Below are 25703 nucleotides of genomic sequence, written 5' to 3' on the forward strand. Positions count from 1 at the left end.
AGGGTGCGTCCTGAGAAGGAGTTTCCATGCCCGACCGTTCCCACCTGCTTGCCGTGCTGATCGACGCCGACAACGTGCCCTCCAAATACGCCGAGGCCATCCTGAAGGAGGTCACCAGCTATGGCGAGCCGGGCCTGCGGCGGGTCTATGGCGACTGGTCCAGCCAGCAGCTGAGCGGGTGGACCAAGACGGCGCAGAACCTCGGGCTGGTCCAGCATCAGCAGACGGCGAATACCAAGGGCAAGAACGCGTCGGATATCGGGCTGGTGATCGACGCGATGGACATCCTGCACGCGGGTCATTTCGACGGGTTCGTGCTCGTCTCGTCGGACAGCGATTTTACCCGGCTGGCCAGCCGCATCCGCGAACAGGGCCTGACGGTGATCGGCATCGGCGAAGCCAAGGCGCCCGACGCGCTGAAGAATGCGTGCAACCGGTTCGTGGCGATCGAGAACATCTACCAGGAGGCCGGATCATCCGCGCGCACCAAGGCCAAGGCGGGGCTCGATTCGAAATCCGCCTCCAATGCTCGTAACCTGATTTTCGACGCGATGGAGAAGATCGATCAGGAGGGCGAGTGGTACCCGTTGGGGCGGATCGGGCAGCAGATCCAGGCGGACAAGCCGGATTTCGACACGCGGACCTATGGTGAGAAGAAGCTGAGCGACCTTGTGGGCAAGCTGAAGGTGTTCGAAACCAAGTCGGGCCCGGGCAACCAGATGCTGGTGCGCCGGGTCGACTAGACTAGAAGGCGCCCATTTCCAGCCCCGCCCCGAGCGCCTGACCCAGCTCGCGGCAGGGGGTAAGGTCCTCTTCCGACAGATGTTTATCGGCCAGGATCTGATCTTGCGTCTGGGCGTGGGTGCAGATGATGAACGGCTCCTGCACCGCTTTCAGCCGCCAGCCCTGGGCGATACGGGCGATCTGTTTCTGGGCATTGGTGCCGTCCGACCCGGCGCAGACCATCTGGGCATAGGGGCGCCCCTCGATCCGGCCCAGCACGGGGTAATAGCAGCGATCGAAGAAGTCCTTCATCACGCCGGCGATGGCGGCCAGGTTTTCGGGCGCGCAGAAGATATAGCCATCGGCGCGCAGAAGGTCATCGGGGCCGGTGTCTTCGGCGGTCTGGAGCGTCGTGGTCGTCTCATCCCGCGCGGCCTCGGCGGCGGCCTGTGCCATCTGGCGGCTGCCGCCGGTCTTGGAATGATAGACGATCAGAAGCTCGGCCATGGGCCGTGCCCTAGTTCATCAGCCCGGCATGGCGCAAGCCGTCATCGACCATCGCCTTGGTCTCGTCGCTGAGGTCGGTCAGGGGGGAACGCACCTCGTCGCTGCACAGACCCAGGCGCGACAGGGCGTATTTCGCGCCCACGAGGCCCGGTTCGGTGAAAATCGCCTTGTGCAGCGGCATCAGCCGGTCCTGGATTTCCAGCGCCTTGGCATAATCCCCCGCCAGAGTGGCGTTCTGTACTTCGGCCACCATGCGCGGCGCGACGTTGCCGGTGACCGTGATCACGCCAACGCCGCCCTGGGCGTTGAAGCCGTGCGCGGTCGCGTCCTCGCCGGAGATCTGGCAGAAGTCCTTGCCGCAGGTCATGCGTTGGTGGCTGACGCGGGCCAGGTCACCGGTGGCGTCCTTGACGCCGACGATACGCGGCAACTTGGCCAGTTCGCCCATCGTGTCGGGCATCATGTCCACCATGGAGCGGCCCGGAATGTTGTAGATGATGATCGGCAGGTTGCAGCAGTCGTGCAGCGCGGTGAAATGGGCGATCAGTCCGCGCTGGGTGGGCTTGTTGTAATAGGGCGTCACCACCAGAGCCGCATCGGCGCCGACCTCTTCGGCGTGCTGGATGAAGCGGATCGATTCGAGCGTGTTGTTGCTGCCCGCGCCCGCGATCACCGGAATGCGGCCGTTGACGGCGCGCACCACTTCGGACACCACGGTTTCATGCTCGGTATGGCTGAGCGTAGGGCTTTCGCCGGTGGTGCCAACGGGCACGAGGCCGTGGCTGCCTTCGGCGATATGCCACTCGACAAGTTTCTTGAGCGTGTCGAGATCCAGCTCGCCGTCCTTGAACGGCGTGACCAGGGCAGGAAATGATCCTTTGAACATGATACGCTCCTCTCTATGTCGTAGCCCGTGGGGCTGGTGGATGACCGCGGTGGAACACGCAATCGTGCCGCGGCGTTGCCCAGCTTGTGAATGGACGATCCGTCCCCTTGAAACTAGGCTGGCTGTGTCTATCGTCGCTGGCCCGGGAAAATGCAAGAGATGTTCAGCGTTCAAAGAGTTGTCGTGGCCTTAATGGCCCTGCTGTGGCCGCTGCTCGCGGTGGCCCAGTCCGAGGATGGGGGGCAGGCGGAGCCCGCTGCCGTCTCCGAGGCCGAGGCCGAGGCGAGTGCGGAGGAAACCGTCATGGTCGCCCCCGCGCCGCGCATACCGCCGCGCCCGATGTCGAGCGCGTTCGATGCAATGCTGGCCGGGCGCTGGACTACGGCGGTGCAGATTGCTGAACGGGCTGGGCCTGCGGGCGTGACGCTGATCGAATGGCACCGGCTTCGGGCGGGCGAGGGCACGCCGGAGGAAATCCTGACCTTTCTCGAGGACCATGCCGATTGGCCAGGGCTGGATTATCTGCATACGCAGGCCGAGGTGGCGATGATCGACGCCTCCCCCGAGGAGATCATTACTTTCTACGAAGACCGGGTGCCGCAATCGGGCCTTGGCGCGCTGTCCTATGCGCGGGCGCTGCAGGAGGCCGGCCGGCCCGGCGATGCCGATGTCGCGATCGTGCTGGCGTGGCGGACGCTGGACTTGTCGACGGCGGAGCATGACGCCTTTATCCGGGCGCGACCGAACCTTTTGAAGCCGCATCATGCGGCGCGGCTGGACATGGCCTTGTGGCGGGGGTTGCGGGACGTGCAGCAGATGCTGCCGCTTGTGGACGAGGAGACGCGCGATATCGCCCAGACCCGGCTGGCGATCGAGGCCGATGCGGACGGTGCGGACAAGCGGCTGGAGCTGCTGCCTGATGCGGCAAAAAGCAACCCGCATATCGCCTATGCCCTGTACAACCGCCATATTCAAAAAAACCGGCCGGACGACGCGATCAAACTGATCCTTCGGCAAAGCCGGCTGGAGGGCAACGGGCTGGGCGATGCCGAACGGTGGGCCGGCTGGCGGCGGGAATTGGCACGCGACCGGATGCGCGACGGTGCGGCCCGCACGGCCTATGACCTGGCATCGGTGCACGGGCTTGTGGAAGGCTCGCATTTCGCCGACCTGGAATGGCTGGCGGGGTTCATCGCGCTCACGGACCTGAACGACCCCGAACTGGCGATTTTCCATTTCCAGCGGTTCATGGACGGGGTCGAGACGCCGATCTCGCTGGGTCGGGCCGGGTACTGGCTGGGCCGGGCGCAGGAGGCGGCGGGCAACGAGAGTGCCGCCGAGATAGCCTACGAGTTGGGGGCGCTGCACCAGACCAGCTTTTACGGGTTGCTGGCGGCCGAGCAGGGCGGGTTCCCGTTCGACCGCAAGCTGAGCGGGCGACAGAGCTTTGCGGACTGGCGCGAGGCGGACTTTGCGCAGGGCGAGGTGTTCCAGGCCGGTGTGCTGGCGCTGGCTAACGGGCGAGTGTCACTGGCTGAGCGGTTCTTCAAGCACCTCGCAGCCACGCTGGAGCCGCCCGAACTGGGCCAGTTGGGGCAAGCGATGCACGACCTTGGGTCGCCGCACCTGCAGGTGATGGTGGGCAAGGCGGCGGCGCAGCGCGGGATCACGCTGCCGGCGCCATACTATCCGCTGCACCCGATGCACGAGTTGGAGCTTCCGGTGCCGATGGAGCTGGCGCTGGCGATCGCGCGGCGCGAAAGCGAGTTCGACCAGGGCGTGGCCAGCGGCGCGGGCGCGATGGGCCTGATGCAGCTTATGCCCGGCACCGCCGCCGAGGTCGCCCGGCGGCTGGGCGAGCCCGGGCACACCCGGTCGCGCGTTTTCGACGATTGGGCCTATAACGCACGGCTTGGCTCGGCCTATCTGGCGCAGATGGCGTCGCAGTTCGACGGTAATGTGATCATGATGGCCGCGGCCTATAACGCGGGTCCCGCACGACCGCCGCGCTGGATGACGCGGTTCGGCGATCCGCGGCAGGAGGGCGGGGACATCATCGACTGGATCGAACATATCCCGTTCAATGAGACGCGAAACTACGTGATGCGCGTGGCCGAAAGCCTGCCGGTCTACCGGGCGCGGCTGGGAAAAGAGCCGCACCCGGTGCCGTTTTCGCAGGAGCTGGTCGGCAATACGCTTTCACCGACGGTGGATTGACCCGGTGACTCGGTGACGCGGTGCCGGGGGCGGCATCCGCCCCGTCCCGCGTTCCGCGCGGATCAGTGGTTGGAGTGGTCCATGCTGTCGCCGCCCTCGGGGCGCGCCTCGACGTTGAACGTGATCTCGACTTCGCCCGCCTTTTCGAAGACCAGCGTGGCCGGGATTTCCTGACCGTCCTCGAACGGTGCCTCCAGCCCCATGAACATTACGTGATAGGCGCCGGGCGAAAGCTCGACCGCTTCGCCGGCCGGGATGGGCAGGTTTTCAACATGCATCATCTTGGCGACGCCATCGGTTTCCTCGGTGGTGTGGACCTCGACCTTGGGAAAGTCGGCGCGCACCTCGAGCAGGACGTCGTCGGTGTCGCCATTGTTGGTAATGGTAAGAAAACCGGCGCCGGCCTTGGCCATTTTCGGCGTCTCGAATGCCATCGGGTGCATGATTTCAAGGTCGCCCACGGTGTAATCATGCGCGGTGGCGATGCCTGTCGAAAGGATGAGGGCAGATGCAAGTGTAGGAAGGGTTTTCATGTCAGTTTCCTGTGGTGTGGTGGCGCGGGCCATGTGCCGCGTGCTGGATGTGGTATGACAACGCTCCGGGCCGAAGCCCGCCTGCGTCTATTGTCTGGGGGAGTGTTGTGCGGGCGCTGTGCGCGCACCAGGTCAAGCCCGCAGCGGCGGGGCGCGTGCGGCGTTCTGAACCGGGGCGGTGGTCACCGGCTGTGACGTGCCCGTCTGGAATAGGGCGAGCGCGGCGGGCACCTGCAACGGCGTCGGCAGAGTCCGGTCCGCGCCGAGGTTGAAGGCCGTTACCCCGAAGAAGGGGCAGGAGTCGGCCAGCAGGCCGGTTTCGTCGTCGTTTTCCACCGGCAAGCCGGTCTCCATCGAGACGTAGACGATCTGGCCGCCCGAGCAGAGCGCCATCAGCCCTGGGTCAGGCGCGGTTAGGATCGTGGGCTGGGCCACAACGCGGATCGCGATGAACAGCGCGACGAGTACCGTCAGTGCTGCCTTGCAGATCGCTGTCACGTTTCGCGCCTTGCGCATGGGGTGTTCCCTTGCCGTCCACGCGTTTTGATACATCGTCTGCCGTGCGCGGGAAAGCCCGGTAAAATGCCGCACTGAAGCGTTTCCGGGTCAGTCTCAAACATGCATCGCTTTTTGCGTCTCAAGAGGCAGTGAAAAGCGATTCACTGTGTCCTGCAAATGCTTTAGCCGCGCAGCCGCTGGCGCCAGAGGGTAAACAACCCGGCAGCCACGATGAGCCCCGCACCGAGCGCCACGTTGAGGCGGATCGTTTCGGAAAAGAACAGGATGCCGATGGTGCTGGCGAAGACCAGTTGCAGATAGGCGAAGGGCTGGACCGCGCTGGCCTCGGCGACCTCGTAGCACTTGATAAGCGTATAGTGTCCCGCCGCGCCGGTAACGCAGAGGGCGGCCATCCAGAGCCAGTTATAGGCCGACATCGGCTCCCAGAACCAGATGCCGACGGCGGTCATGGCGACCGAGCCGACCGTGCCGGTCCAGAAAAAGCTGGTTGCGGCGCTGTCGCGGCGGCCGACATAGCGCGTCAGTAGGCCATAAAGTGCGAACATCAGGGCGGCGATCAGGGGCACGAAAGCCTCGGGCTGGAAGACGCCGAAGCCAGGTTCGAGGATGATCGTGACGCCGACGAAACCCACGCCAATGGCCGCCCAGCGGCGCCAGCCGACGCTTTCGCCGAGGACCGGGCCGGAGAGCGCGGCGATGAGCAGGGGATAGCAGGCAAAGACGGCGTGGCTTTCGACGAGGCCCAGCAGGGTGAAGCCGAAGATCATCACGCAGATCTCGGCTACCAGCAGCACGGCGCGGAAGCCCTGTACCAGTGGCTGATCCGTGCGGGCGGCAGCGCGCAGGCCCCCGGCGGTGCGGCTGGCCACGGTCATCACGAAGGCCGCAAAGAACCAATAGCGGATCATCACGATCATCAGCACGTTGTATTCCCGCGCGAGGTATTGCGAGATGCCGTCCTGCACCGCGAAGATGAAGGTGGTTGTCACCATCATCAGGATGCCGAGACGAGTGTTCTGCTCTGCCATGGTCAGATCTTTCTTGCGGGGGTCATGTGTCGCTTGCGCCCGTATCCCGGAACGCGCGTGACTTCAAATCCCGCCGCCTGTAATCCGCGCCGGACGAAGCCCGCGGCGGTGTAGGTGGCCGCGGTGCCGCCCGGCGCGGTGTGCCGGCCCACTTCGCGCATGAGGTCTTCTTGCCAAAGCTCGGGGTTCTTTGCCGGGGAAAAGCCGTCGAGAAACCAGGCGTCTGCCATCCCGTCCCAGCCCGGGAGGGTGGCACGTGCGTCGCCCTGGATGACGCGCAGGGTGAAATCGGGGCCGGTCAGAAGGTCGCCGAAGGGGCCACCGCGTTCCAGTTCGAGCGCTTCGACCGGCAGATCGGGAAAGACCGACAGGGCGCGCGCAATCTGGTCGGGGTCCATCGGGAATGCCTCGAAGCTGATGAAATGCAGGGTGCCCGGCGCGCCCGCCGTGCGCCACGCTTGAAGTGCGGTCAGGAAGTTGAGGCCCGTGCCGAAGCCCAGCTCGGCGATGCGAAAGCCGTCGCGAAACCGGGCGGGAAGGTCGTTTCCGTCCAGAAAGACGTGGCGCGTTTCGGCCAGGCCGTTTTCGAGGCTGAAATACGGGTCGTCGAACTGGGTGGAGACCGGCACATCGCCGTCACGCCATTCCAGTTCTGCCTGCTGGTCCTGCATCGCGCCTTCCGGTAGTCAGGGAAAATCCCGGCGACCATGCCGCCGGGCAGGGGAAATGACAATGGCAGACGTCACCATATTCGGCGCCGGGATCTTCGGCTTGTCCATCGCCTTTGCGTGCCAGTCGCGGGGGGCGTCGGTGCGGGTGATCGACCCCGGCGGCGTGGGTGCGGGGGCGTCGGGCGGCGTGGTGGGCGCGTTGGCGCCGCACGTGCCCGAGAACTGGAACGAGAAGAAGGCGTTCCAGTTGGAGAGCCTGCTGTTGGCCGAGGCGTTCTGGGCCGAGGTGGCCGAGGTATCGGGCCTGCCCTCGGGGTATGCGCGAACGGGCCGGGTGCAGCCGGTGGCGGACGAGGCCGCGCTGGCGCTGGCGCGGCAGCGGGAGGTCACGGCGCGCGAACTGTGGGGCGAGGCTGCGACGTGGCAGGTGGTGGCGGTGGATACGGTGGCCCATGCGCCGGTCACGCCCACGGGGTTGCTGATCCTCGACACGTTGTCGGCACGGCTGCATCCGCGCGAAGGCGGCAAGGCGCTGGCGGCGGCGATCCTGCAACGTGGCGGAGAGATCCTGGCGGAAGGCCATGCGACGGGGCGCGTGGTACATGCCACGGGTGTCGCGGGGCTGGCGGAGCTGTCCGACAAGCTGGGCGCGCCGGTGGGCAATGGCGTGAAGGGGCAGGGGGCGGTGCTGGATTTCGCCGCGCCGGACGCTCCGCAGGTGTTTGCCGACGCGCTGCACGTGATTTTTCATCGAAACGGGACGACCGCCGTTGGGTCGACCTCGGAGCGCGAGTATGCAAGCGCGACGGACACGGATACGCAATTGGACGCGGTGCTGGAGCGCGCCCGCGCGGCGGTGCCGGCGTTGCGCGACGCGAAGGTGATCGAGCGTTGGGCCGGGGTGCGGCCCCGGGCGCGGTCACGGGCGCCGATGTTGGGGGTGCATCCGCTTTACCCGGACCAGTTCATTGCCAATGGCGGCTTCAAGATCGGGTTCGGCATGGCGCCGAAGGTGGCGCAGGTGATGGCGGATCTTGTGCTGGACGGGCGGGACGAGATCCCGGCGCCGTTCAGGCCCGAGGCGTCACTGCCGAAGTCGGGATGATCAACTCGCCTGCGCAGACATGCATTGCCGACCGTCGGGGCCGCGCACCCAGCATTTTCCGTCCTCGCCCCAGCAGAGTTCTGCTGTTTCAAAGTGCATCAGGGGGCTGGTCGCGCGGAAGCTGAAGCGTTTCAACCCGCCCAGTTCGGCATTGGCCATCTGCATCAGGTGATGCGCCAGCAACGGACCGTGCACGACAAGGCCGTCATAGCCTTCGACCTTCCGGGCATAGTCTTCGTCGTAATGGATGCGGTGGCCGTTGAAAGTGAGCGCGGAATAGCGAAAGAGAAGCGTGCTGTCGAAGCTGACCTTGCGGGTTTTCATCGCGCCGTCGGGGGTGCGGGGCGGTTCGGGTTTCCGGCCCGTCTCGTCCTCGCGATAGACGAGGTCCTGATGCTCGGTGATGCAACAGGTGTCGTCTTGCCAGATTTCATGGCGCAGGGTGACGAAGGCAAGCGGGCCGCTGCGGCCCTGCTTGTGTTCGGCCCTTTCGCGGGTCGTGCGACGGGTGGCGGGCTGTCCGGCGCGAAAGGGGGCGTGAAACTGTAACTGCCCGCCGGCCCACATGCGCCGGGGCAGGCCCATGTCGGGGATGACGCCGCCAAGTTCGGGGTGCCCGTCGCGGCCAAGGTCGGCGGGCACCTGCGGGTCCCAGAAATAGATCTGGTGAAAGAAGGGCGGAAGGGCGTCTCCTTCTTGTATGGCTGGCGTGTCACCCAGCGTCGCCTGAAGCGCGCGAGCGCGGGCCGGGTCGATCGGATCGTTAAGGGTTTGCGTGGCGTCTGTCATCGTGGCCTGCAGTCTGGTTTTGGCGTATGTCTATGCCCGGGTTTGCAAGGATGACAATCCCCCTGGCAAAGGAGACGCTAATGCCCCCCGCACTGACTTCGCTGGATCATCTTGTGCTGACCGTGGCGGATATCGACGCGACACTGGCCTTTTATACCGATGCCCTGGGGATGAATGCGGAGGCGTTCACCCCTGCCGACGGCTCGCGGCGGTGGGCTCTGAAGTTCGGAGTGCAGAAGATCAACCTGCACAAGGCCGGGGCGGAGTTTGAGCCGAAGGCAGCGCATCCCGCGCCCGGCACGGCGGACCTGTGTTTCCTGAGCGACCTGCCCTTGGCCGACTGGCAGGCGCATCTGCATGCGCAGGGCGTGACGGTCGAGGAAGGGTCGGTACCGCGCACCGGGGCGACGGGGCCGCTGACCTCGATCTATGTGCGCGACCCGGATGGCAACCTGATCGAGATTTCCAACGCTGGTTGAGCGCCTAGTCCGGTTCGGCGAAGCTTTCGGCGCAGAAGCGGTGGATTTCAAGCGTGTCGCTCCAGTGATCCTTGGGCAGGCCTGCCTTGACCTTCAGGGCAGTCAGGAATTCGACGGGGTCGGGCAGGTTGTCCCAGACCATCGGCAGGAACACACCGCGCTTGGCCCCGTCGCGCAGGATCAGCCCGTCGCGGTACGGCGTCAGTTGTGGCAGCAGGTCGGACTCGCCTGAAAACGTCATTGGCGCGGAGGGCGACAGGACTGCGATCTTGAGGCGCAAGTCGAGGACCTCTTCGGCGGTCACAGGCTTGAAACGCGGATCGGCGGATGCGGCCTTGACCGTGTTGTCCGACACGTCGCGCACCAGCGGTTGATGCGCGGAGAGCGAGCCGATGCAACCGCGCAGGCGTCCGTCCTGTTGCAGCGTGATGAAACTGGTACCGTGGCCGCGCAGCGTCTGCGGAAAGCTGGTTTCATCGAGCTTGGGCGGCTTGCCGCGCTTGGTGAAAGAGTCGAGCGTCTGCCGCGCGGCCCTGAGCAACATCTGGCGGTGGCGCGGGATGATGATCTCGTCGGTGGTGTCGAAAAGCGCCCAGGCGCCGTAACCAACGGTACGCGACGTGTCGCCGGTGACATCGGCGCTAGAGGCCATGGCGAGACGGGCGACGCGCAGGCCCGCGCCCGTGGTCGAAGCGAGGAACCCGGTGATAGCGGTGGCGCCGCAGGCATGACGGGATGTGAGCATCTTGCCCTTGGAGGTTTCCAGCAGCTTGGCGGTCTCGGTGTCCTTGGCGTCCGCCGCCTCGCGGGGCAGGAAGTGGCTGAGATCGCTGGACAGGACGAAAAGCGGCTGGTCCAGCGCACTGAGGTGGTCGATGGCGGCGGACACCTGGTCTTGGGGGGCGTTGCCGATGACGAGCGGCACCACCTTGGCGCGGGGATGCAGGCGGTGCAGGAAAGCAAGCTGCGTCTCGATGCCGTGCTCGCGGTCATGGGCAGCGTCCTCGACATGGGCCAGCTCTGCCTGCACGAGGCTGTTGGCGGCTGCGCGGTCGATCATCACGTCGAAGCCGGGCATGGCGTAGCCCTTTTGCGAGGGCAGGGCGATGCCCTCGAAGGCGTGCGCATGCGACGGCGACAGGATGACGATGGTCGAGGGGCGCCCGCGTGCGGTAGCCCGCCACGCCGCGCCGGCCAGCCAGCCGGAAAAGCGATAGCCGGCATGGGGCGAGATGATCGCGCGGGGCACCGAGCCTTCGGGCCGCCAGCCGCTGGTGCCACGGGTGATGCAGCTTTCGGCCTCGGACCAGAGCGCGTCGGGCTCGGCCGGGTAGAAGGTTCCGGCGACGGCTGGTTGGCGCATCATGGGGTCGGGTTCACTGTTCATTTCGGGATCGCATGCCTATCTGGTAGGCAGGATCATGGAGGAAAACGACCGGCGATGCACCCCGCGCGATTCTGGGAGACTGAAAGCGATGGCAGGCTGCGCTGCACCCTATGCCCGCGCTTTTGCACCTTGCGGGACGGGCAGCGCGGCATGTGTTTCGTGCGGATGCGGCAGGGCGACCGGATGGTGCTGGACACATACGGGCGCTCAACCGGGTTCTGCATCGACCCGATCGAGAAGAAGCCGCTGAATCACTTCCTGCCGGGTACGCCGGTGCTGAGTTTCGGCACGGCGGGGTGCAACCTGGCGTGCAAGTTCTGCCAGAACCACGAGATATCTAAGAGCCGCGAGGTCGACAGCCTGGCGCATCAGGCGGCGCCGGAGAAGATTGCCCAAGTGGCGCGGACAGAGGGCTGTGCGTCTGTGGCGTTCACGTACAATGACCCGGTGATCTTTCACGAATACGCGTTGGACACCGCCACAGCCTGCCGTGAAGCTGGCGTGAAAAGTGTGGCGGTGACGGCGGGGTATATCTGTGATGCGCCACGGTCGGAATTCTTTGCCGCGATGGATGCGGCGAATATCGACCTGAAGGGGTTCACGGAAGGGTTCTATCGCAAGCTGACCGGTTCGGAGATCGCGCCGGTACTGGAGACAATCGATTATGCGGTGAACGAGACCGAATGCTGGGTCGAACTGACGACGCTGCTGATCCCCGGCGAGAATGACAGCGCGGCGGAGCTGGAGGCGCTGTCGGCCTGGGTGATGGAGATATGCGGTCCCGACGTGCCGCTGCATTTCACCGCCTTTCATCCCGATCACCGGATGCTGTCGCACGCGCGCACGCCGCTGGAGACGCTGCTGCGGGCGCGTAACGTGGCGCATCAGGCGGGGCTGCGGCATGTCTATATCGGTAACGCGCATCACCCCGACGCGCAGTCGAGCTATTGCGCCGGGTGCGGAGATCGCGTGATCGGGCGGGACTGGCACGCGCTGTCGGACTGGAAGCTGGACGATTTCGGCGGGTGCGTCAGCTGCGGCACGCGCTTTCCCGGCGTGATCGACGGCCCGCCGGGGGGCTGGGGGCGCAAGCGGCGGCCTGTGCGCATGGCCTGAGGATGCGAAAAAGCCCCGGGTGGCGCGCCGCCCGGGGTCAGGTTGCCTGGCAGGCGGAGGAAAATCTTACCAGTCCGTCGGGCCCTTCTCGGCGAAGGCGTGGACGAGGAAGTCGATAAAGGCGCGGACCTTGGGCTGTGTGAAGCGGCCCGGGGGATACACCGCGTAGATGCCTTGGGTTTCCATCGGCAGGTCGGGGATGACGTCGACCACGTGCCCCTCTTTCAGCGCGTTGGCGTAAAGAAAGCTGGGCAGGTAGGCGATGCCAAGACCAGAGATCGCGGCGTTCAGCAGCGACTGGCCGTCATTGACCGACAGGCCACCCGCGGTGCGCACCTGGCGTTTTTCGCCCGAGGGCGCGGTCAGTTTCCAGACCGAGCCGTTGGACTGGCTGGAATAATGCAGGAGCTTGTGCTCGTTCAGATCGTCGATCTTGCCGGGCCGGCCGTGTTTCTCCAGGTAGCTCGGGCTGGCGATCATACGCTTCGTGGTCTCGGTCAGCTTGCGGGCGCGCAGGGTGCTGTCTTCCAGTTCGCCGATTCGGATCGCCATGTCGAAGCCCTCGGAGATCAGCTCGACGTAGCGGTTGTTGAGCACCATGTTCACGGTGATGTCGGGGAAATCGTCGAGGAACTGTCCAAGTATCGGACTGAGGTGATTCACACCGAAATCGGTGGCCACCGAGATGCGCAAGAGGCCCGAAGGGTCGGACTGCATGGAACTGACCAGCGCATCCGCCTCGCCCGCATCGTTGAGCACGCGCAGGGCACGGTCGTAATAGGCCAAACCGATTTCCGTCGGGCTGACCCGGCGGGTGGTCCGGTTCAGCAGGCGCGCACCCAGTCGGGCCTCGAGCGACGAGACGTGCTTGGATACGGCGGATTTGGAGATGCCCATCTTGCGCGCGGCGTCGGTGAACCCACCCTGGTCCACGACGGTCGCAAAGGCCTCCATTTCGGTAAGGCGATCCATTCTCGATACCCTCGTCGTTTATTGTTGAATTGAAGGTATCGCGGGAAATTCAGGCACAACTGCGGCGCGGGCCAGACAATATCTTGGTTTTGTGGTGCATCGTTCGTGGCCCGGAAACATGTTTGCGCCTTGATCCGGAGCCTGCCACCTTGCCGTGTTGCCCGCGCGCCCCATGTCTAGCAATGTCGCAGGTTCGTTCAGGCAACGCGGCACCTGCTGGATTCGAACAAGGGAGAGCTCGCATGAAACTTCTTGCCAAGACTGCCGCCGCTTTGGTGCTGACCGCCTCGATGGCCTTTGCCCAAGGCACACCAGCCCCCGACGGCGCAGAGGTGTATTTCGTCGATCTTGAAGACGGCGCGACCGTCTCGGCCCCTGTGAAAGTCGTGTTCGGCCTGAGCGGCATGGGCGTGGCGCCTGCCGGCACCGAAAAAGAGAATACCGGGCACCACCATATCCTGGTGGACCGCGCGCCTCTGGGCGAAGGCCCCGATGGCGAGGAGGAACTGCAATCCGCAATCCCGTCGGATGAGAACCACGTGCATTTCGGCGGTGGTCAGACGCAGGTGGAACTGGACCTGGAGCCGGGCGAGCACACGCTGCAACTGGTGCTGGGTGACATGAACCATGTGCCACACGACCCGCCGGTGACGTCGGACCAGATTACGATCACGGTCGAGTAGGCGCGGTCAGATCCACTTCAGCTTTCGCAAGATCCAGACTGCGCCGACGGTCAGGACCACCAGCCCAAGACACAGGGCGGCGAAGGCCCAGGGGGTGTCCACACCGGGCATCCCCGCCACGTTCACGCCGAAAAGGCCGGTGATGAACCCGAGCGGCAGGAAGACCGCCGCGACGATCGACAGGATATAGCCGTTGCGGTTCTGCCGCTGGTCGGCCTGAGTGGCGTGATGGTCCTGCACGGCCTCCATCCGCCCGATCATCGATTCCAGTTCCTCGACCCCCAGCTTTGCCAGGTTGCCCAACTCGCGCAGCCGCGCGCGGGCGTCGGACGTGACAAGCTCGCTGTCGGTGCCGACGAGCGCGATCAGCGCGTCGCGCTGAGGGGCGAGGTAGCGGCGCAGGCGGATCGCCATGCGCTGATCCTCGGCCAGATCCTCGGGCGGATCTTCATCGTCGTCCTCGACGCTGTCTTCCATGTCGTCCACGCGGCGGCTGAGGTCGAAGACCGTGTCCTGCACCCGCGTCATGAGCCGCTGCGCGAGGTCATGCACGAAGGCGACCGGGCTGGCGGGCGCGTCGCCGTTGGCCGCGTCTTCCCGGATGGCGTCGATGGCGAAGACCCGGCGCTTGCGCACTGTCACGACCAGGCGCTCGGTCACCCACATGCGCACCGCCACCATCTGGTCGGCGGGGCCGTCTGCGTTGAGGTTCACGCCGCGCAGGTTCAGCATCAACCCGTCGCCGTAGCGGTCACAGCGCGGCCGGGTTTCCGGGGCCAAAAGCGCGGTGGCCGGGATGGACGGAACGCGCGCCTCGAGCCACGCCGGTAGCTCCGGATCGGCAAGGTCGAAATGCCACCAGGCATAACCTTTGTCCGGACCGTTTTCCGAGGCCGGGCGGGCGGTGCCATCGGGGGCGATATCGAAGGCGCAGACGGGCATGGCGCGACCCTAGGGCCGGGCGTTGGCGGCGACAAGACCTAGAGCGTCGCCGCCAGCCGCGTGCCCTGGTCGATGGCGCGCTTGGCGTCGAGTTCCGCCGCAACATCGGCGCCGCCGATCACGTGACAGGCGATGCCCTTGGCCCCCAGCGCGTCGGCAAGGCTGCGTTCGCTGACCTGACCGGCGCACAGCACGATAGTGTCGACTTCCAGCGTGCGCGGGTCTTCGTGCCCCTCGCCATTGGACACCACGAGGCCAGTGGGTTCGATGCGCTCATAATTGATGCCGCCGACCATCTCGACATCTTTCATCCTGAGCGATGCGCGGTGAATCCAGCCGGTGGTCTTGCCCAGCCGCTTGCCCACGCGTTCGGATTTGCGCTGCAAGAGCGTGACGGCGCGGGCGGGCGCATCCGGCTGCGGGCCTTCGGGGGCAAGGCCGCCGGGGGTTTGGGCGGGGTCGCCGACGCCCCATTCCTCTTTCCATTCCGCGAGGTTCTCGGTCGGGCTTTCGCCCTCGTGGACAAGGAACTCGGCCACGTCGAATCCGATTCCGCCCGCACCGATGATGGCGACGCGCTTGCCCGCCGGCTTCTTGTGCTTCAGCACGTCGATGTAGGAGAGCGTGTTGTCGCCCTCCTGGCCTTCGATCTCGGGGTCGCGGGGCAGGACGCCGGTGGCGATGACCACCTCGTCAAACCCGGCCAGGTCGTCGGCCTGCACGTCATGGCCCAGCTTTACGATCACGCCGGTCTCTTTCAGCATGGTATCGTACCAGTCGACGAGGCCGAAGAATTCCTCCTTGCCGGGGATCTGCTTGGCCATGTTGAGCTGTCCGCCGATCTTGTCGTCGCGGTCGAAAAGCGTCACGTCATGGCCGCGCTGCGCCGCCGTGATCGCGGTGGAAAGGCCCGCGGGACCGGCGCCGACGACGGCGACGGTCTTGGGGGTGTCCGTGGGCGTGATCGGCAGCTCGGTTTCATAGCAGGCGCGCGGGTTCACGAGGCAGGTCGAGATTTTGCCCGAGAAGGTATGGTCAAGGCAGGCCTGGTTGCAGGCGATGCAGGGCGCAATGGTGTCGGCGCGGCCCTCGATGGCCTTTTTCACGAACTCCGCATCGGCCAGGAACGGACGGGCCATCGAAACCATGTCGGCGCAGCCGTCGGCCAGCACGTCCTCGGCCACCTGCGGCGTGTTGATCCGGTTCGAGGTGATGACCGGGATGCCCACGTGCCCCATCAGCTTCTTCGTGACCCAGGTAAAGGCCGCGCGGGGGACGGAGGTGACGATGGTGGGCACACGCGCCTCGTGCCAGCCGATGCCGGTGTTGATGATGCTGGCCCCGGCCTTTTCGACCGCTTTGGCCAGTTGCACCACCTCGTCGAAGGTCGAACCTTCGGGGACGAGATCGATCATCGACAGGCGGTAGATCAGGATGAAATCGGGGCCAACGGCCTCGCGCACCCGGCGTACGATCTCCAGTGGCAGACGCATCCGGTTCTCGTAGGATCCGCCCCAGCGGTCCTCGCGCTTGTTGGTGTGGCGCACGAGGAACTGGTTGATGAAGTACCCCTCGGAGCCCATGATCTCGACCCCGTCATAGCCCGCCTCCCGCGCGCGGGCCGCGGCGGTGACGATATCGGCGATCTGCTTCTCGATGCCGTCCTCGTCCAGTTCCTTGGGCGGGAAGGGCGAGATGGGCGACTTGATCGGCGAGGGGGCCACGCATTCGGGGCCATAGGCGTAGCGGCCCGCATGCAGGATCTGCATGGCGATCAGGCCGCCGGCGTCATGCACCCGGTCGGTCACGACCTTGTGGTTGGCGATGTCCTGATCGTTGAAGAGGCCCGCCGCTCCGGGAAAAACGCCGCCTTCGCGGTTGGGGGCCATGCCGCCGGTGACCATCAGGGACACACCGCCGCGGGCGCGGGCGGCATAGAATTCGGCGACGCGGTTCCAGTCCTTGGTCTCTTCCAGCCCGGTGTGCATCGAGCCCATCACCACGCGGTTCTTCAACGTCACGTGGCCCAGGTCGAGCGGGGCGAGCAGGTGGGGATATTGGGTCATGTGCGGCCTCCCGGGGGACGTTCGGATCAAAACGTAGGTTGACGCGCACCATGGTCACGTCAGCCGCGATTGTCACGCCCGACGCTGCGTTAGGCGGCGAAACGGGTCACCCGGATGTGATGCCAGGTGCGAGGGCGAGTGGTTGACGACAGTGTGTGATCCTGTCCAAACTTTGCGCCAACCAAATATGCAAGGAGACCGCCTATGCTGACCCGACGCAACCTTCTCGCCGGTGCCGCCGGTCTGGTGGCCACGGCCCCGCTCGCTGGTCTGGCGCAATCCGGCCCGGCCATTCACGTGATGAAAGATCCCAACTGTGGCTGCTGCAGCGCGTGGATGGACATTCTGCAAGGCGACGGCTTTGCCGTGACCAGCGAGGATGCGTTCGGCACGATCCTGTCGCGCTACAAGATCGACAACGGCATTCCGCAGCAGATGATCTCGTGCCACACGGCCAAGGTCGACGGGTACATGATCGAAGGTCACGTGCCGCCCGCCGATATCCGCCGCCTGCTGGATGAGCGCCCCGACGCGGTGGGCCTTGCGGTGCCGGGGATGCCCTACGGCTCGCCGGGGATGGGACCGGAGGACCGGCGCGAGGCCTATGACGTGCACCTGATCCTTCGGGACGGCAGCACCGAGGTCTTTTCCAGCTACGACGCGGCGGCCTGAGCGAGCTCAGGCGCTGGCCGCCCAGTCCCAGTACATCTCGCGCACCCGGCGCGTGACCGGTCCGATCTGGTAGTTGGTGTCGTCAAACGCCGTGACCGGAATGACCTTCATCATGTTGCCGGACAGAAAGACCTCGTCGGCATCGTGGAAATCGTCAAAGGACATGACGCATTCATGCACGGTCACGCCGTCGGTGCGCAGGTTCTCGATATGCCGCGCGCGGGTGATCCCGGCCAGGAAGGTTCCGTTGGGCACGGGCGTGAAGACCTCGCCATCCTTGACGGCAAAGGCGTTGGCGGTGGCGGCTTCGGCCACGTTGCCAAGCGCGTCGGCCACCAGCGCGTTGGTGAAGCCCTTGGATTTCGCCTCGGCCAGCATCCGGGCGTTGTTGGGGTAAAGGCAGGCGGCCTTGGCGTTGACGACCGCGTCCTCAAGCACCGGGCGGCGGAACCGCGTGCGGGTGATGGTGGCCGAATGCTCGGGCGGGGCCATGGGGATTTCCTCAAGGCTGATGGCAAAGCCGGTGGCGCCGCCGTCCTTGGGCACGATGGCCGACATGCCGCCCTCGATCGCCCAGTACATCGGGCGGATATAGACGGCCGCATCAGGGGCGTAGGCTTTCAGCCCGTCCTGCACGATCTCGACCATGTCCTGCACCGACACGGTCGGCGTGACCATCAGCGCCTCGGCCGAAGCGTTCACGCGGGCGCAGTGCCGGTCGAGGTCCGGAGTCAGCCCGTGGGCGAACCGGGCCCCGTCGAAGACGTTCGAGCCCAGCCACATGCCGTGATCGGCGGCGCGCATCACCGGGATATCCCCGTCATGCCAGGTGCCGTTGAAATAGGTCCGGATGTTGCTGCCTGTGGCCATGGTCGCCTCCCTTTGGCGCGGACCCTAAGCCCGGTCGCCCAAAGGGTCCAGAGGTGTCAGCCGGCTTCGGCCAGCAAAGCCTCGATATCCAGCCGGCTGTTGGCCATCTTGAGATTGCCCTGCGCGTCGCGCGGCCAGTCTTCGGGCGCGCGGTCACGGTAAAGCTCGACGCCGTTGCCATCGGGGTCGGACAGGTAGACCGCCTCGCTGACGCCATGATCGGCGGCGCCTTCCAGCGCGATGCCCGCCTCCAGCACGCGTTTCAAAGCTTGCGCCAACGCGGTGCGATCGGGGTAGAGGAATGCCGTATGGTAAAGGCCCGTATGCCCGGACGGGGGCGGCGTGCCACCCTTGCTCTCCCAGGTGTTCAGGCCGATGTGATGGTGGTAGCCGCCCGCGGATAGAAATGCGGCCTCGGTGCCATAGCGCTGCTGAAGCTCGAAGCCCAGAACGCCGGAATAGAAGGCGATGGCCCGTTCCAGATCCGACACGCGCAGGTGCACGTGGCCGATACGGGTTTCAGGATGCGTTGTGAATGTCATGATATGACCCTTTCTTGCTTGCGCCATAGATGGGCCAGTTGAACGCACCGCGCAATTCCGCGCACTGACGCAGGGATCGTGCGAAAATGCAGAGGCTTTTCTTGCCGCAAATACTCCGGGGTGTTTGAGGGGCAGCGCCCCTCATGCCCTTCAATCGAGCGTGGCGAAGCCACTCAATCGGGTCAGGCGCCGACCATGCCGACGATGTCCTTGGTGCGTTTGAGGATCGGCGCGGCGATCTCGCGGGCCTTTCCGGCGCCGTCCGACAGGATGCGGTCGATCTCGGCGGTGTCCTGCATCAGGCGGGCCATCTCTTGGGAAATCGGCGCCAGCTTTTCCACCGCCAGCTCGGCCAGCGCGGGCTTGAACGTGCCGAACTGCTGCCCGCCCACGTCGCGCATCACGCCATCGACGCTCTGGTCGTTGAGCGCCGCGTAGATGTTCACCAGGTTGCGGGCCTCGGGGCGGTCCTCCAGCCCTTCGGCGTCCGAGGGCAGCGGCTCGGGATCGGTCTTGGCCTTGCGGATCTTCTTGGAAATCGTGTCGGCATCGTCCGTGAGGTTGATCCGGGACATATCGGACGGATCGGACTTCGACATCTTCTTGGACCCGTCCCGAAGGCTCATGACGCGGGTGGCTGCCCCCTCGATCACCGGCTCGGTGATGGGGAAGAAATCGACCTCGAAATCGTTGTTGAACTTGATCGCGATGTCGCGCGTCAGTTCCAGGTGCTGCTTCTGATCCTCGCCCACAGGCACATGCGTAGCGTGGTAGGCCAGGATGTCGGCGGCCATCAGCGCGGGGTAGGCGAAAAGGCCAAGCGAGGCGTTTTCCTGGTTCTTGCCGGCCTTGTCCTTCCACTGGGTCATCCGCTTCATCCAGCCCATGCGGGCGACGCAGTTGAAGATCCAGGCCAGTTCGGCATGGGCCGAGACCTGGCTTTGGTTGAAGAGGACCGACCGCGCCGGATCGACGCCAGAGGCGATGAAGCCCGCGGTCAGTTCGCGGGTGGCGCGGCGCAGGGCCTCGGGGTCCTGCCAGACGGTGATGGCGTGCATGTCGACCATGCAGAAGATCGACTCGACCCCGCTGTTCTGGCTGTCGGCAAAGCGTTTCAGCGCACCGAGGTAATTGCCCAGATGCAGGTTGCCGGACGGCTGGATGCCCGAGAAGACGCGGGGGGTGAAGCTGGCCTCGGCCATGGCGGACTCCGTCTGGAAATTCGTGTCCGCCTCGCTTACTGCTGCGGCCAACAGCCGTCAAGGAGGCCACACCGATGTCCGATCCCCGAGCCACAGGTCCCGGCGACAGCCCGGTCAACCCGATCCCGCCGCTGGTGCTGGTCATCGTGGCCGCCATGGCCGCCGCCGAGGCGGTGTTCCAGTTGGGCGCACGTGGCCTCGCCGGCGGGCCTGAGGCGATCGGGTGGCGAATCTCCACGATCCAGCAGTTCGGGTTTTCCAACCGTGCGATGACCTGGATGCTGGAGACCGGTCAGTTAAGGATTGATTATCTTATCCGCTTCGTCACCTTTCCGTTCGTCCATGCCAGCGTGTTGCAGGCGGTTTTCGCCATCGTCATGACGCTGGCCATCGGAAAATTCGTGGCCGAGCGCATGGCCGGGTGGGCTGTGGCGATTTTATTTTTCGCCTCAAGCATCTTCGGCGCGCTGGTCTTTGGCCTGATCTATCCTGACGGGCCGGGGTTAATAGGGGGTTTCCCCGGCGTCTACGGCCTGATCGGGGGCTTCACCTGCCTTGTCTGGCTGCAACTGGGCGCGATCGGCGAGAACCAGATGCGCGCCTTCGTGATGATCGGCGTTCTGCTGGGCCTGCAGCTGGTCTTCGGACTGCTGTACGGCAACAACTTCACGTGGGTGGCGGATATCGGCGGGTTCGTCGGCGGATTTCTTCTGTCCTTCGTGCTGGTGCCGGGTGGTATGGCGCGGCTGCGCCAGAAATTGCAGCGGCGTTAACGGCGAACCGTCTTGCGGAAATCAGACAGGCGGAACGCGCCCAAAAGCTGGCCCAGACCGAAGTAGCTGACACTGCCGAGACCGATCAGCACCAGGAGCGCCAGCCAGCGCCAGCCGCCCAGGCCGAAGAACGGCGTCATCAGCACTTGCAGGCCCCACAGGATGACGCCCAGGAGGACCGAGGCCAGCAGGATGCGCCAGATGCGGCGGCGGAAGCGGTCGTCGAAGCGTGCCACCTCGCCATAGCCGCGTGCGCCGCGCACCAGAAGCCAGACCATGGCCCAGCCCGCCGCCGTGGCGGCGATGGCCGCGGCCCACCAGCCCACGACCTGCGCCAGCCCCACGGCCAGGGCGGCGTTCACCACCATCGCGACGACGGCGTAGTGAAACGGTTTCTTCGTGTCCGAGCGGGCGAAGAACAGCGGTTGCAGCACCTTTTGCAGCACGAAGGCGGGCAGGCCGAGGCCGTAGATCATCACCGCGAGCGCGGTGGCGGCGGTATCGTCGGCGTCGAATTTGCCACGCTCGAACAGCACCGACACCAGCGGCAGGGGGATCACCATCAGCGCCACGGCGCAGGGTACGGTCAACGCCAGCGAGATCTCGGCGGCGCGGGAATAGGCGTGGCGGGCGCCCTCGTGATCCTCGGCCTTGAGCCGGCGCGAGAGGTCAGGCAGCAGCACGATGCCGACGGCGATACCCACGACGCCCAGGGGCAGCTGGTACAGGCGGTCGGCGGCGTAGAGCCAGCTAACGGCGCTTTCAGTGTTGGAGGCGACAAGCTGTCCCACGACGAGGTTTATCTGCACCACACCCCCCGCCAAGGCCGCGGGTACGGCGACGCGCACTAGCTTGGACATCTCGGGTGTCCAGCGGGGGCGGGTGGGGCGGATGCGCATCCCGGCCCGGTCTGCGGCGATCCAGACCAGCACCAGTTGCGCCACCCCGGCGAAGGGGATCGTCCAGATCAGCGCGTCCGCCACGGGGCCGCGCGTGTAATGCGCGATCATCATCGCGCCGACCAACAGCACGTTCAGGATGACCGGCGCAGCGGCGGCGGCGGCAAAGCGTCCGGCGGCGTTGAGAACACCGGAAAACAGGGCTGCGAGCGAGATGAAGAAGATGTAGGGAAAGGTGATGCGCGCGTAGTCGACGGTGATGTCGAAGCGCGGATCGCCGTAGTAGCCCTCGGCCGTGGCATAGACCAGCGCGGGCATGAAGATCATCGCCAGCGCGGTCAGGATCAGCAGGACGAAGCTGAGGCCGGAAAGAGCCAGCCGGGCAAAGCCGATGGGGTCTTCGTCGGCCTCGAGCCGCTTGGAAAACATCGGCACGAACGCGGCGTTGAACGCGCCCTCGGCAAAGAAGCGGCGGAACATGTTGGGCAGGCGGAAAGCGGCGACATAGGCATCCATCAGCACGCCGGGGCCGATGAGGTTGGCGATGATGACGTCGCGCACGAAGCCCAGGATCCGGCTGGCCAGGGTCCAGACGCCTACGGTCAGGACGCCGGAGAGAAGGCGGATGGGTTTCATGTGTGGTGCCTGCGTCTGCCTTGTTTTCAAGAGCATTAGCCGATTGCCGGGGGCGGGGGAAGTGCGGGAATGCGTGCCTGTTGGCCGAATCGGATATTAACGGTCCTGTTTCCGCCGATTTCGGACGTCGGTATCGCGTCGGTATTCGGGTGGTTTTGCGACGGTGGAATTTTCGCGCGTCGTGCCACGCGACTTCCTGAGGCCGCCGCGCGGTGCGTTTGCCGCATATTGAGGTCTGGCGCCCCGCGACGAGGGTGGTAGCGTCGGGCAACCCCACCCGGATCGGAAGGTGCCCCCGATGACGACCTCGCCCTATGACATCCTGTTCGAGCCCGTGCGGATCGGGCCCAAGACCACGCGCAACCGGTTCTACCAGGTGCCGCATTGCACCGGCATGGGCTTTCGCTATCCGCAGGCCGAGGCGGCGCATCGCGGCGTGAAGGCGGAAGGGGGCTGGGGCGTGGTCTCGACCCAGGAAACAGAGATCCATCCCAGTTCCGACCTGACGCCGGCCAACGAGGGGCGGCTGTGGGATGACGGGGACATTCCGGCGCTGCAGCTGATGGCCGAAGCCGTGCAGGCGCATGGCAGCCTTGCGGCGATCCAGCTGGCGCATAACGGGTTTCATGCCACCGGGCGCTATGCGCGGCAGCCGATTCTGGCGCCTTCGCCCACGCCCAGTGACTGGGGCGATCCATGGCAGGCGCGCGCGATGGACAAGGCCGACATCAAGGCGTTTCGGGGCTGGCATGTGGACGCGGCCAAACGGGCCAGGCGGGCGGGGTTCGACATCATCTATGTCTATGCCGGGCATGACATGACCCTGCTGCAGCATTTCCTGCTGGCGCGGCATAATCACCGGACGGATGAATACGGCGGCAGTTTCGAGAACCGGCTGCGGCTGTTCCGCGAGGTGCTTGCCGATACCAAGGAGGCCGTGGGCGACAGTTGCGCCATCGCGGTGCGGCTGGCGGTGGACGAGTTGATGGGCGCGGACGGGCTGCGCCACGAGGTCGAGGGGCGCGACATCATCGAGGCGCTGGCTGAGGAACCTGACCTGTGGGACGTGAACATCTCGGACTGGTCGAATGACAGCCAGACGTCGCGGTTTGCAAAGGAGGGGTACCAGGAGCCTTACACGGCGTTTGTGAAATCCGTGACGACGAAGCCGGTGGTGGGGGTGGGGCGGTATACCTCGCCCGACACGATGGTGCGGCTGGTCAAGTCGGGGCATCTGGACCTGATTGGCGCGGCGCGACCGTCGATTGCCGACCCGTTCCTGCCGAACAAGATCAAGGATGGGCGGCTGGAGGAAATCCGCGAGTGTATCGGGTGCAATATCTGCGTGTCGGGGGATCAGTTGCTGATGCCGATGCGCTGCACCCAGAACCCGACGGTGGGCGAGGAGTGGCGGCGCGGCTGGCATCCGGAGGTGATGACCGGGGACAAGACTGCGTCGGAGCGGTTCCTGATCGTCGGTGGTGGGCCTGCGGGGATGGAGGCGGCGCGCGGGCTGGTCGCGGCGGGGCACGAGGTTGTGCTGGCGGAAGCCAGTGACGCCTGGGGCGGGCGCGTGGCCATCGAAAGCGCCTTGCCGGGGCTGGCGGAATGGGGCCGGGTGCGCGACTGGCGGCTGTGGCAGTTGCAGCAGAAGGATGCAGCGGACCTCTACCTGCAAAGCCGGCTGAGCGCGTCGGATATCCTGGACTACGGGATCGGGCAGGTGGTGCTGGCCACCGGGGCCAGTTGGCGGCTGGACGGGGTGGGGCGCACGCACCGCCTGCCGGTCGCGGCATTCGGGGCATTGCCGGTGCTGTCGCCCGAAAGCGCGATGCAGGGCGGGCTGGAGCAGGATGATGGATCGGGGCCGATCGTGATCTATGACGATGACGGGTATTACCTTGGCAACGTGCTGGCCGAGCTGGCCGTGCAGACCGGGCGCGAGGTGGTGTTCGTGACGCCCGAAGCGGTGGTAGCGCCGTGGACGACGAACACTCTGGAGCAAGAGCGCATCCAGGCGCGGTTGATCGGGCTGGGAGTCACGATCATTCCGCTGCACAAGGTGGCGGAGGGAGATGGCAGCACGCTGGAACTGGCTTGTGTCTATTCCGACGCCCGGCGGCAGATCCCCTGCGAGACGCTGGTGCCGGTGACGTCGCGGGTGCCGAATGATGCGCTTTGGACCAATCTGAAGGAGCACGAGGCCGACTGGGATGCGGCGGGGATCAGGGCGGTGACGCAGATCGGGGATTGTTATTGCCCGGGCACCATCGCGGCGGCGGTGCATGCGGGGCACGAGTTTGCCCGGACGGTCACCGGCGCGCAGATCGCCCCGCCGCGGCGGGGCGAGCGGGTGGATTTGTCGCCGGAGAGGTGAGGTGGCGCGGACCGGAATTTTCGAAAATTCCGGGCGTTAAAATGAGTATTTTAACGGTCATTTCCTGCGCAGGAAATGGGGCCTGCAGGAACCTGCGGTGGAGTTGAAGCGCAATGACCGCCGCGAGCCCTTTGCGAGACATTAGTATCGAGTCACCAGCCGGTTAACAGCCGCGAAGCGGCCCGGCCATCGTCAGCCCCTCCCTTGGGCTGGCGATTTGGCTGAGGCTGGGCGCAACGATCATTCCGAGGATGTATCTGGCAGGCATAAAGGGCTTCAGAATTGCCGTCGGATCGCCACCCCAGGGGCTGACGCTCGCCTCCGTCATGAACGGCAGCTCCGTCCGCATTGGCGACCTTCAAGCAGCTTGCGACGAAGGACCGGACCGAGCCCTCGCCGCTCAGTCGTCGCGGCCTCAGGTCTCGGTCGGTTCAGTGACGTTCCTATCACGCTCCCACCCTTCATGTTGCAGGGTTATGCGTTCGATCGCGGCCATGGCCTCGCCTTGGCTGTCCAACTCGGGGAGTGCCTCGTAGTCCGATACCCAAGCGCGGAAAACGTTGTAGCGAATGACGAGCTGTCCGGAGAGATTGTAGAGCTCGACCTGGATATCCTTGCGCATGTCCTTGAGCGAGACTGCCGCATCACCTTGCAGGCTGAAGACCTGATTGGCCCAATCCTCGAACGCGGTGTCGTGCGTGATGCCGCGTTCCATGGTGATGGGTTCATAAGCGGTTTTGCCGGGAGAGCGGAGGGGGCGGCTGAGGGTGCCGCCTTCGCGGAGACTGAGAACCTCGGTCGAGCGTTTGAGCGCACTGACCTTGCTGACGCCCGCAACGAAACGGCCGTCCCATTTCACACGAAACTTGAAGTTCTTGTAGGGGTCGAGGCGATGGGTGTTGACGGAAAACTGGGCCATGAAATGTCTCCTGAGAATAGGCGCAGGATATGAATAAAAACGCCGAATTGCCAGAAATGAAGTCGAGGGCTCAACAAGTCGGCCGGCGCTCACCGTTCAGGCGCTTTCGGGAAGATGGCAACCCGAAGCGAACGTTGGCGCCGTCGCAACGAAAGCCCGCTTCGTCCCGCACAACCGCCATTCGTCGCAA

At 65.4% G+C, this 25703-nt stretch carries 26 protein-coding genes; 9 read left to right on the plus strand and 17 right to left on the minus strand.

Annotated features, from left to right (window positions below; all coding sequences use genetic code 11):
- Nucleotides 1–26: 26 nt before the first annotated feature.
- Nucleotides 27–743 carry an NYN domain-containing protein gene (locus PVV74_RS15600; protein WP_103763759.1) on the plus strand — a complete coding sequence of 239 codons (717 nt, stop codon included), beginning with the start codon at nt 27–29 and terminating at the stop codon, nt 741–743.
- Nucleotide 744: 1 nt separating this feature from the next.
- On the opposite strand, the gene PVV74_RS15605 is transcribed toward PVV74_RS15600, so the two are convergent.
- Together PVV74_RS15605 and dapA are read right to left on the minus strand one after the other, a co-directional pair.
- Nucleotides 745–1230, minus strand: coding sequence for a flavodoxin family protein (locus PVV74_RS15605; RefSeq protein ID WP_103763758.1), 486 nt, complete (start codon nt 1228–1230; stop codon nt 745–747).
- Between the two features lie 10 nt (nt 1231–1240).
- Nucleotides 1241–2116: a 4-hydroxy-tetrahydrodipicolinate synthase gene (gene dapA, locus PVV74_RS15610; protein WP_103763757.1), complete on the minus strand. Its 876-nt coding sequence runs from the start codon at nt 2114–2116 to the stop codon at nt 1241–1243.
- Between the two features lie 192 nt (nt 2117–2308).
- On the opposite strand from dapA, the gene PVV74_RS15615 reads away from it, so the two are divergent.
- A complete protein-coding gene (locus tag PVV74_RS15615) occupies nt 2309–4333 on the plus strand; it encodes a lytic transglycosylase domain-containing protein (protein ID WP_274593851.1) in 2025 nt (674 codons plus the stop codon).
- Nucleotides 4334–4395: 62 nt separating this feature from the next.
- Here PVV74_RS15615 and PVV74_RS15620 read toward each other — a convergent pair whose 3' ends face one another.
- From PVV74_RS15620 to mnmD, 4 genes are all read right to left on the minus strand, one after another.
- Entirely contained in the window at nt 4396–4866 is a 471-nt protein-coding gene (locus PVV74_RS15620; protein ID WP_274593852.1) for a copper chaperone PCu(A)C, read from the minus strand.
- Nucleotides 4867–4998: 132 nt separating this feature from the next.
- Nucleotides 4999–5382 (minus strand): hypothetical protein, encoded by a 384-nt coding sequence (locus PVV74_RS15625; RefSeq protein WP_274593853.1) that lies wholly within the window; start codon nt 5380–5382, stop codon nt 4999–5001.
- A gap of 164 nt (nt 5383–5546) precedes the next feature.
- Nucleotides 5547–6413: a DMT family transporter gene (locus PVV74_RS15630; protein ID WP_274593854.1), complete on the minus strand. Its 867-nt coding sequence runs from the start codon at nt 6411–6413 to the stop codon at nt 5547–5549.
- A gap of 2 nt (nt 6414–6415) precedes the next feature.
- Complete coding sequence (mnmD, locus tag PVV74_RS15635; RefSeq protein ID WP_274593855.1) at nt 6416–7084, minus strand: tRNA (5-methylaminomethyl-2-thiouridine)(34)-methyltransferase MnmD; 669 nt, start codon at nt 7082–7084, stop codon at nt 6416–6418.
- Nucleotides 7085–7145: 61 nt separating this feature from the next.
- On the opposite strand from mnmD, the gene PVV74_RS15640 reads away from it, so the two are divergent.
- The gene (locus PVV74_RS15640) at nt 7146–8189 is read left to right on the plus strand and encodes an NAD(P)/FAD-dependent oxidoreductase (protein WP_274593856.1); all 1044 of its coding nucleotides are present in this window, start codon (nt 7146–7148) and stop codon (nt 8187–8189) included.
- Here PVV74_RS15640 and PVV74_RS15645 read toward each other — a convergent pair whose 3' ends face one another.
- The gene (locus PVV74_RS15645) at nt 8190–8978 is read right to left on the minus strand and encodes an FAS1-like dehydratase domain-containing protein (protein WP_274593857.1); all 789 of its coding nucleotides are present in this window, start codon (nt 8976–8978) and stop codon (nt 8190–8192) included.
- An 80-nt stretch (nt 8979–9058) separates the two neighbouring features.
- On the opposite strand from PVV74_RS15645, the gene PVV74_RS15650 reads away from it, so the two are divergent.
- Nucleotides 9059–9457 (plus strand): VOC family protein, encoded by a 399-nt coding sequence (locus tag PVV74_RS15650; protein ID WP_274593858.1) that lies wholly within the window; start codon nt 9059–9061, stop codon nt 9455–9457.
- A gap of 4 nt (nt 9458–9461) precedes the next feature.
- On the opposite strand, the gene amrB is transcribed toward PVV74_RS15650, so the two are convergent.
- Nucleotides 9462–10844 (minus strand): AmmeMemoRadiSam system protein B, encoded by a 1383-nt coding sequence (amrB, locus tag PVV74_RS15655; RefSeq protein ID WP_274593859.1) that lies wholly within the window; start codon nt 10842–10844, stop codon nt 9462–9464.
- A 54-nt stretch (nt 10845–10898) separates the two neighbouring features.
- Here amrB and amrS point away from each other — a divergent pair, with 54 nt between their 5' ends.
- Nucleotides 10899–11960: an AmmeMemoRadiSam system radical SAM enzyme gene (gene amrS / locus PVV74_RS15660; protein ID WP_103763749.1), complete on the plus strand. Its 1062-nt coding sequence runs from the start codon at nt 10899–10901 to the stop codon at nt 11958–11960.
- A 66-nt stretch (nt 11961–12026) separates the two neighbouring features.
- Here amrS and PVV74_RS15665 read toward each other — a convergent pair whose 3' ends face one another.
- A complete protein-coding gene (locus PVV74_RS15665) occupies nt 12027–12932 on the minus strand; it encodes a LysR family transcriptional regulator (RefSeq protein ID WP_103763748.1) in 906 nt (301 codons plus the stop codon).
- Nucleotides 12933–13174: 242 nt separating this feature from the next.
- Here PVV74_RS15665 and PVV74_RS15670 point away from each other — a divergent pair, with 242 nt between their 5' ends.
- A complete protein-coding gene (locus PVV74_RS15670) occupies nt 13175–13615 on the plus strand; it encodes a DUF4399 domain-containing protein (RefSeq protein WP_274593860.1) in 441 nt (146 codons plus the stop codon).
- Nucleotides 13616–13621: 6 nt separating this feature from the next.
- Here PVV74_RS15670 and PVV74_RS15675 read toward each other — a convergent pair whose 3' ends face one another.
- Both PVV74_RS15675 and PVV74_RS15680 read right to left on the minus strand, forming a co-directional pair.
- On the minus strand, nt 13622–14557 hold the full coding sequence (locus PVV74_RS15675) for a zinc transporter ZntB (protein WP_274593861.1): 936 nt from the start codon (nt 14555–14557) through the stop codon (nt 13622–13624).
- A 38-nt stretch (nt 14558–14595) separates the two neighbouring features.
- Complete coding sequence (locus tag PVV74_RS15680) at nt 14596–16623, minus strand: NADPH-dependent 2,4-dienoyl-CoA reductase (RefSeq protein WP_274593862.1); 2028 nt, start codon at nt 16621–16623, stop codon at nt 14596–14598.
- Nucleotides 16624–16827: 204 nt separating this feature from the next.
- Here PVV74_RS15680 and PVV74_RS15685 point away from each other — a divergent pair, with 204 nt between their 5' ends.
- Entirely contained in the window at nt 16828–17295 is a 468-nt protein-coding gene (locus PVV74_RS15685) for a DUF411 domain-containing protein (RefSeq protein ID WP_274593863.1), read from the plus strand.
- 6 nt (nt 17296–17301) lie between these two features.
- Here PVV74_RS15685 and PVV74_RS15690 read toward each other — a convergent pair whose 3' ends face one another.
- The 3 genes from PVV74_RS15690 to trpS all read right to left on the minus strand — a co-directional run bounded on the left by PVV74_RS15690 (nt 17302) and on the right by trpS (nt 19909).
- On the minus strand, nt 17302–18165 hold the full coding sequence (locus PVV74_RS15690) for a branched-chain amino acid aminotransferase (protein ID WP_103763743.1): 864 nt from the start codon (nt 18163–18165) through the stop codon (nt 17302–17304).
- A 56-nt stretch (nt 18166–18221) separates the two neighbouring features.
- Nucleotides 18222–18707, minus strand: a complete 486-nt coding sequence (locus PVV74_RS15695) for a VOC family protein (RefSeq protein ID WP_103763876.1) — start codon at nt 18705–18707, stop codon at nt 18222–18224.
- A 182-nt stretch (nt 18708–18889) separates the two neighbouring features.
- On the minus strand, nt 18890–19909 hold the full coding sequence (trpS, locus tag PVV74_RS15700) for a tryptophan--tRNA ligase (RefSeq protein WP_274593864.1): 1020 nt from the start codon (nt 19907–19909) through the stop codon (nt 18890–18892).
- Between the two features lie 74 nt (nt 19910–19983).
- On the opposite strand from trpS, the gene PVV74_RS15705 reads away from it, so the two are divergent.
- On the plus strand, nt 19984–20682 hold the full coding sequence (locus PVV74_RS15705; RefSeq protein ID WP_274593865.1) for a rhomboid family intramembrane serine protease: 699 nt from the start codon (nt 19984–19986) through the stop codon (nt 20680–20682).
- Here the strand turns inward: PVV74_RS15705 and murJ are convergent.
- Nucleotides 20679–22217 (minus strand): murein biosynthesis integral membrane protein MurJ, encoded by a 1539-nt coding sequence (gene murJ, locus PVV74_RS15710; protein ID WP_274593866.1) that lies wholly within the window; start codon nt 22215–22217, stop codon nt 20679–20681. The genes PVV74_RS15705 and murJ overlap by 4 nt on opposite strands.
- 298 nt (nt 22218–22515) lie before the next feature.
- Here murJ and PVV74_RS15715 point away from each other — a divergent pair, with 298 nt between their 5' ends.
- Nucleotides 22516–24594 (plus strand): oxidoreductase, encoded by a 2079-nt coding sequence (locus tag PVV74_RS15715; protein ID WP_274593867.1) that lies wholly within the window; start codon nt 22516–22518, stop codon nt 24592–24594.
- A 163-nt stretch (nt 24595–24757) separates the two neighbouring features.
- Here the strand turns inward: PVV74_RS15715 and PVV74_RS15720 are convergent, their stop codons facing one another.
- Together PVV74_RS15720 and PVV74_RS15725 are read right to left on the minus strand one after the other, a co-directional pair.
- A complete protein-coding gene (locus PVV74_RS15720; protein ID WP_274593868.1) occupies nt 24758–24922 on the minus strand; it encodes a hypothetical protein in 165 nt (54 codons plus the stop codon).
- Between the two features lie 87 nt (nt 24923–25009).
- Nucleotides 25010–25513: a phage tail protein gene (locus PVV74_RS15725; RefSeq protein ID WP_274593869.1), complete on the minus strand. Its 504-nt coding sequence runs from the start codon at nt 25511–25513 to the stop codon at nt 25010–25012.
- Nucleotides 25514–25703 lie beyond the last annotated feature (190 nt).

The sequence above is a fragment of the Roseovarius sp. SK2 genome (genome assembly GCF_028807495.1).
Lineage (GTDB): Bacteria > Pseudomonadota > Alphaproteobacteria > Rhodobacterales > Rhodobacteraceae > Roseovarius > Roseovarius confluentis.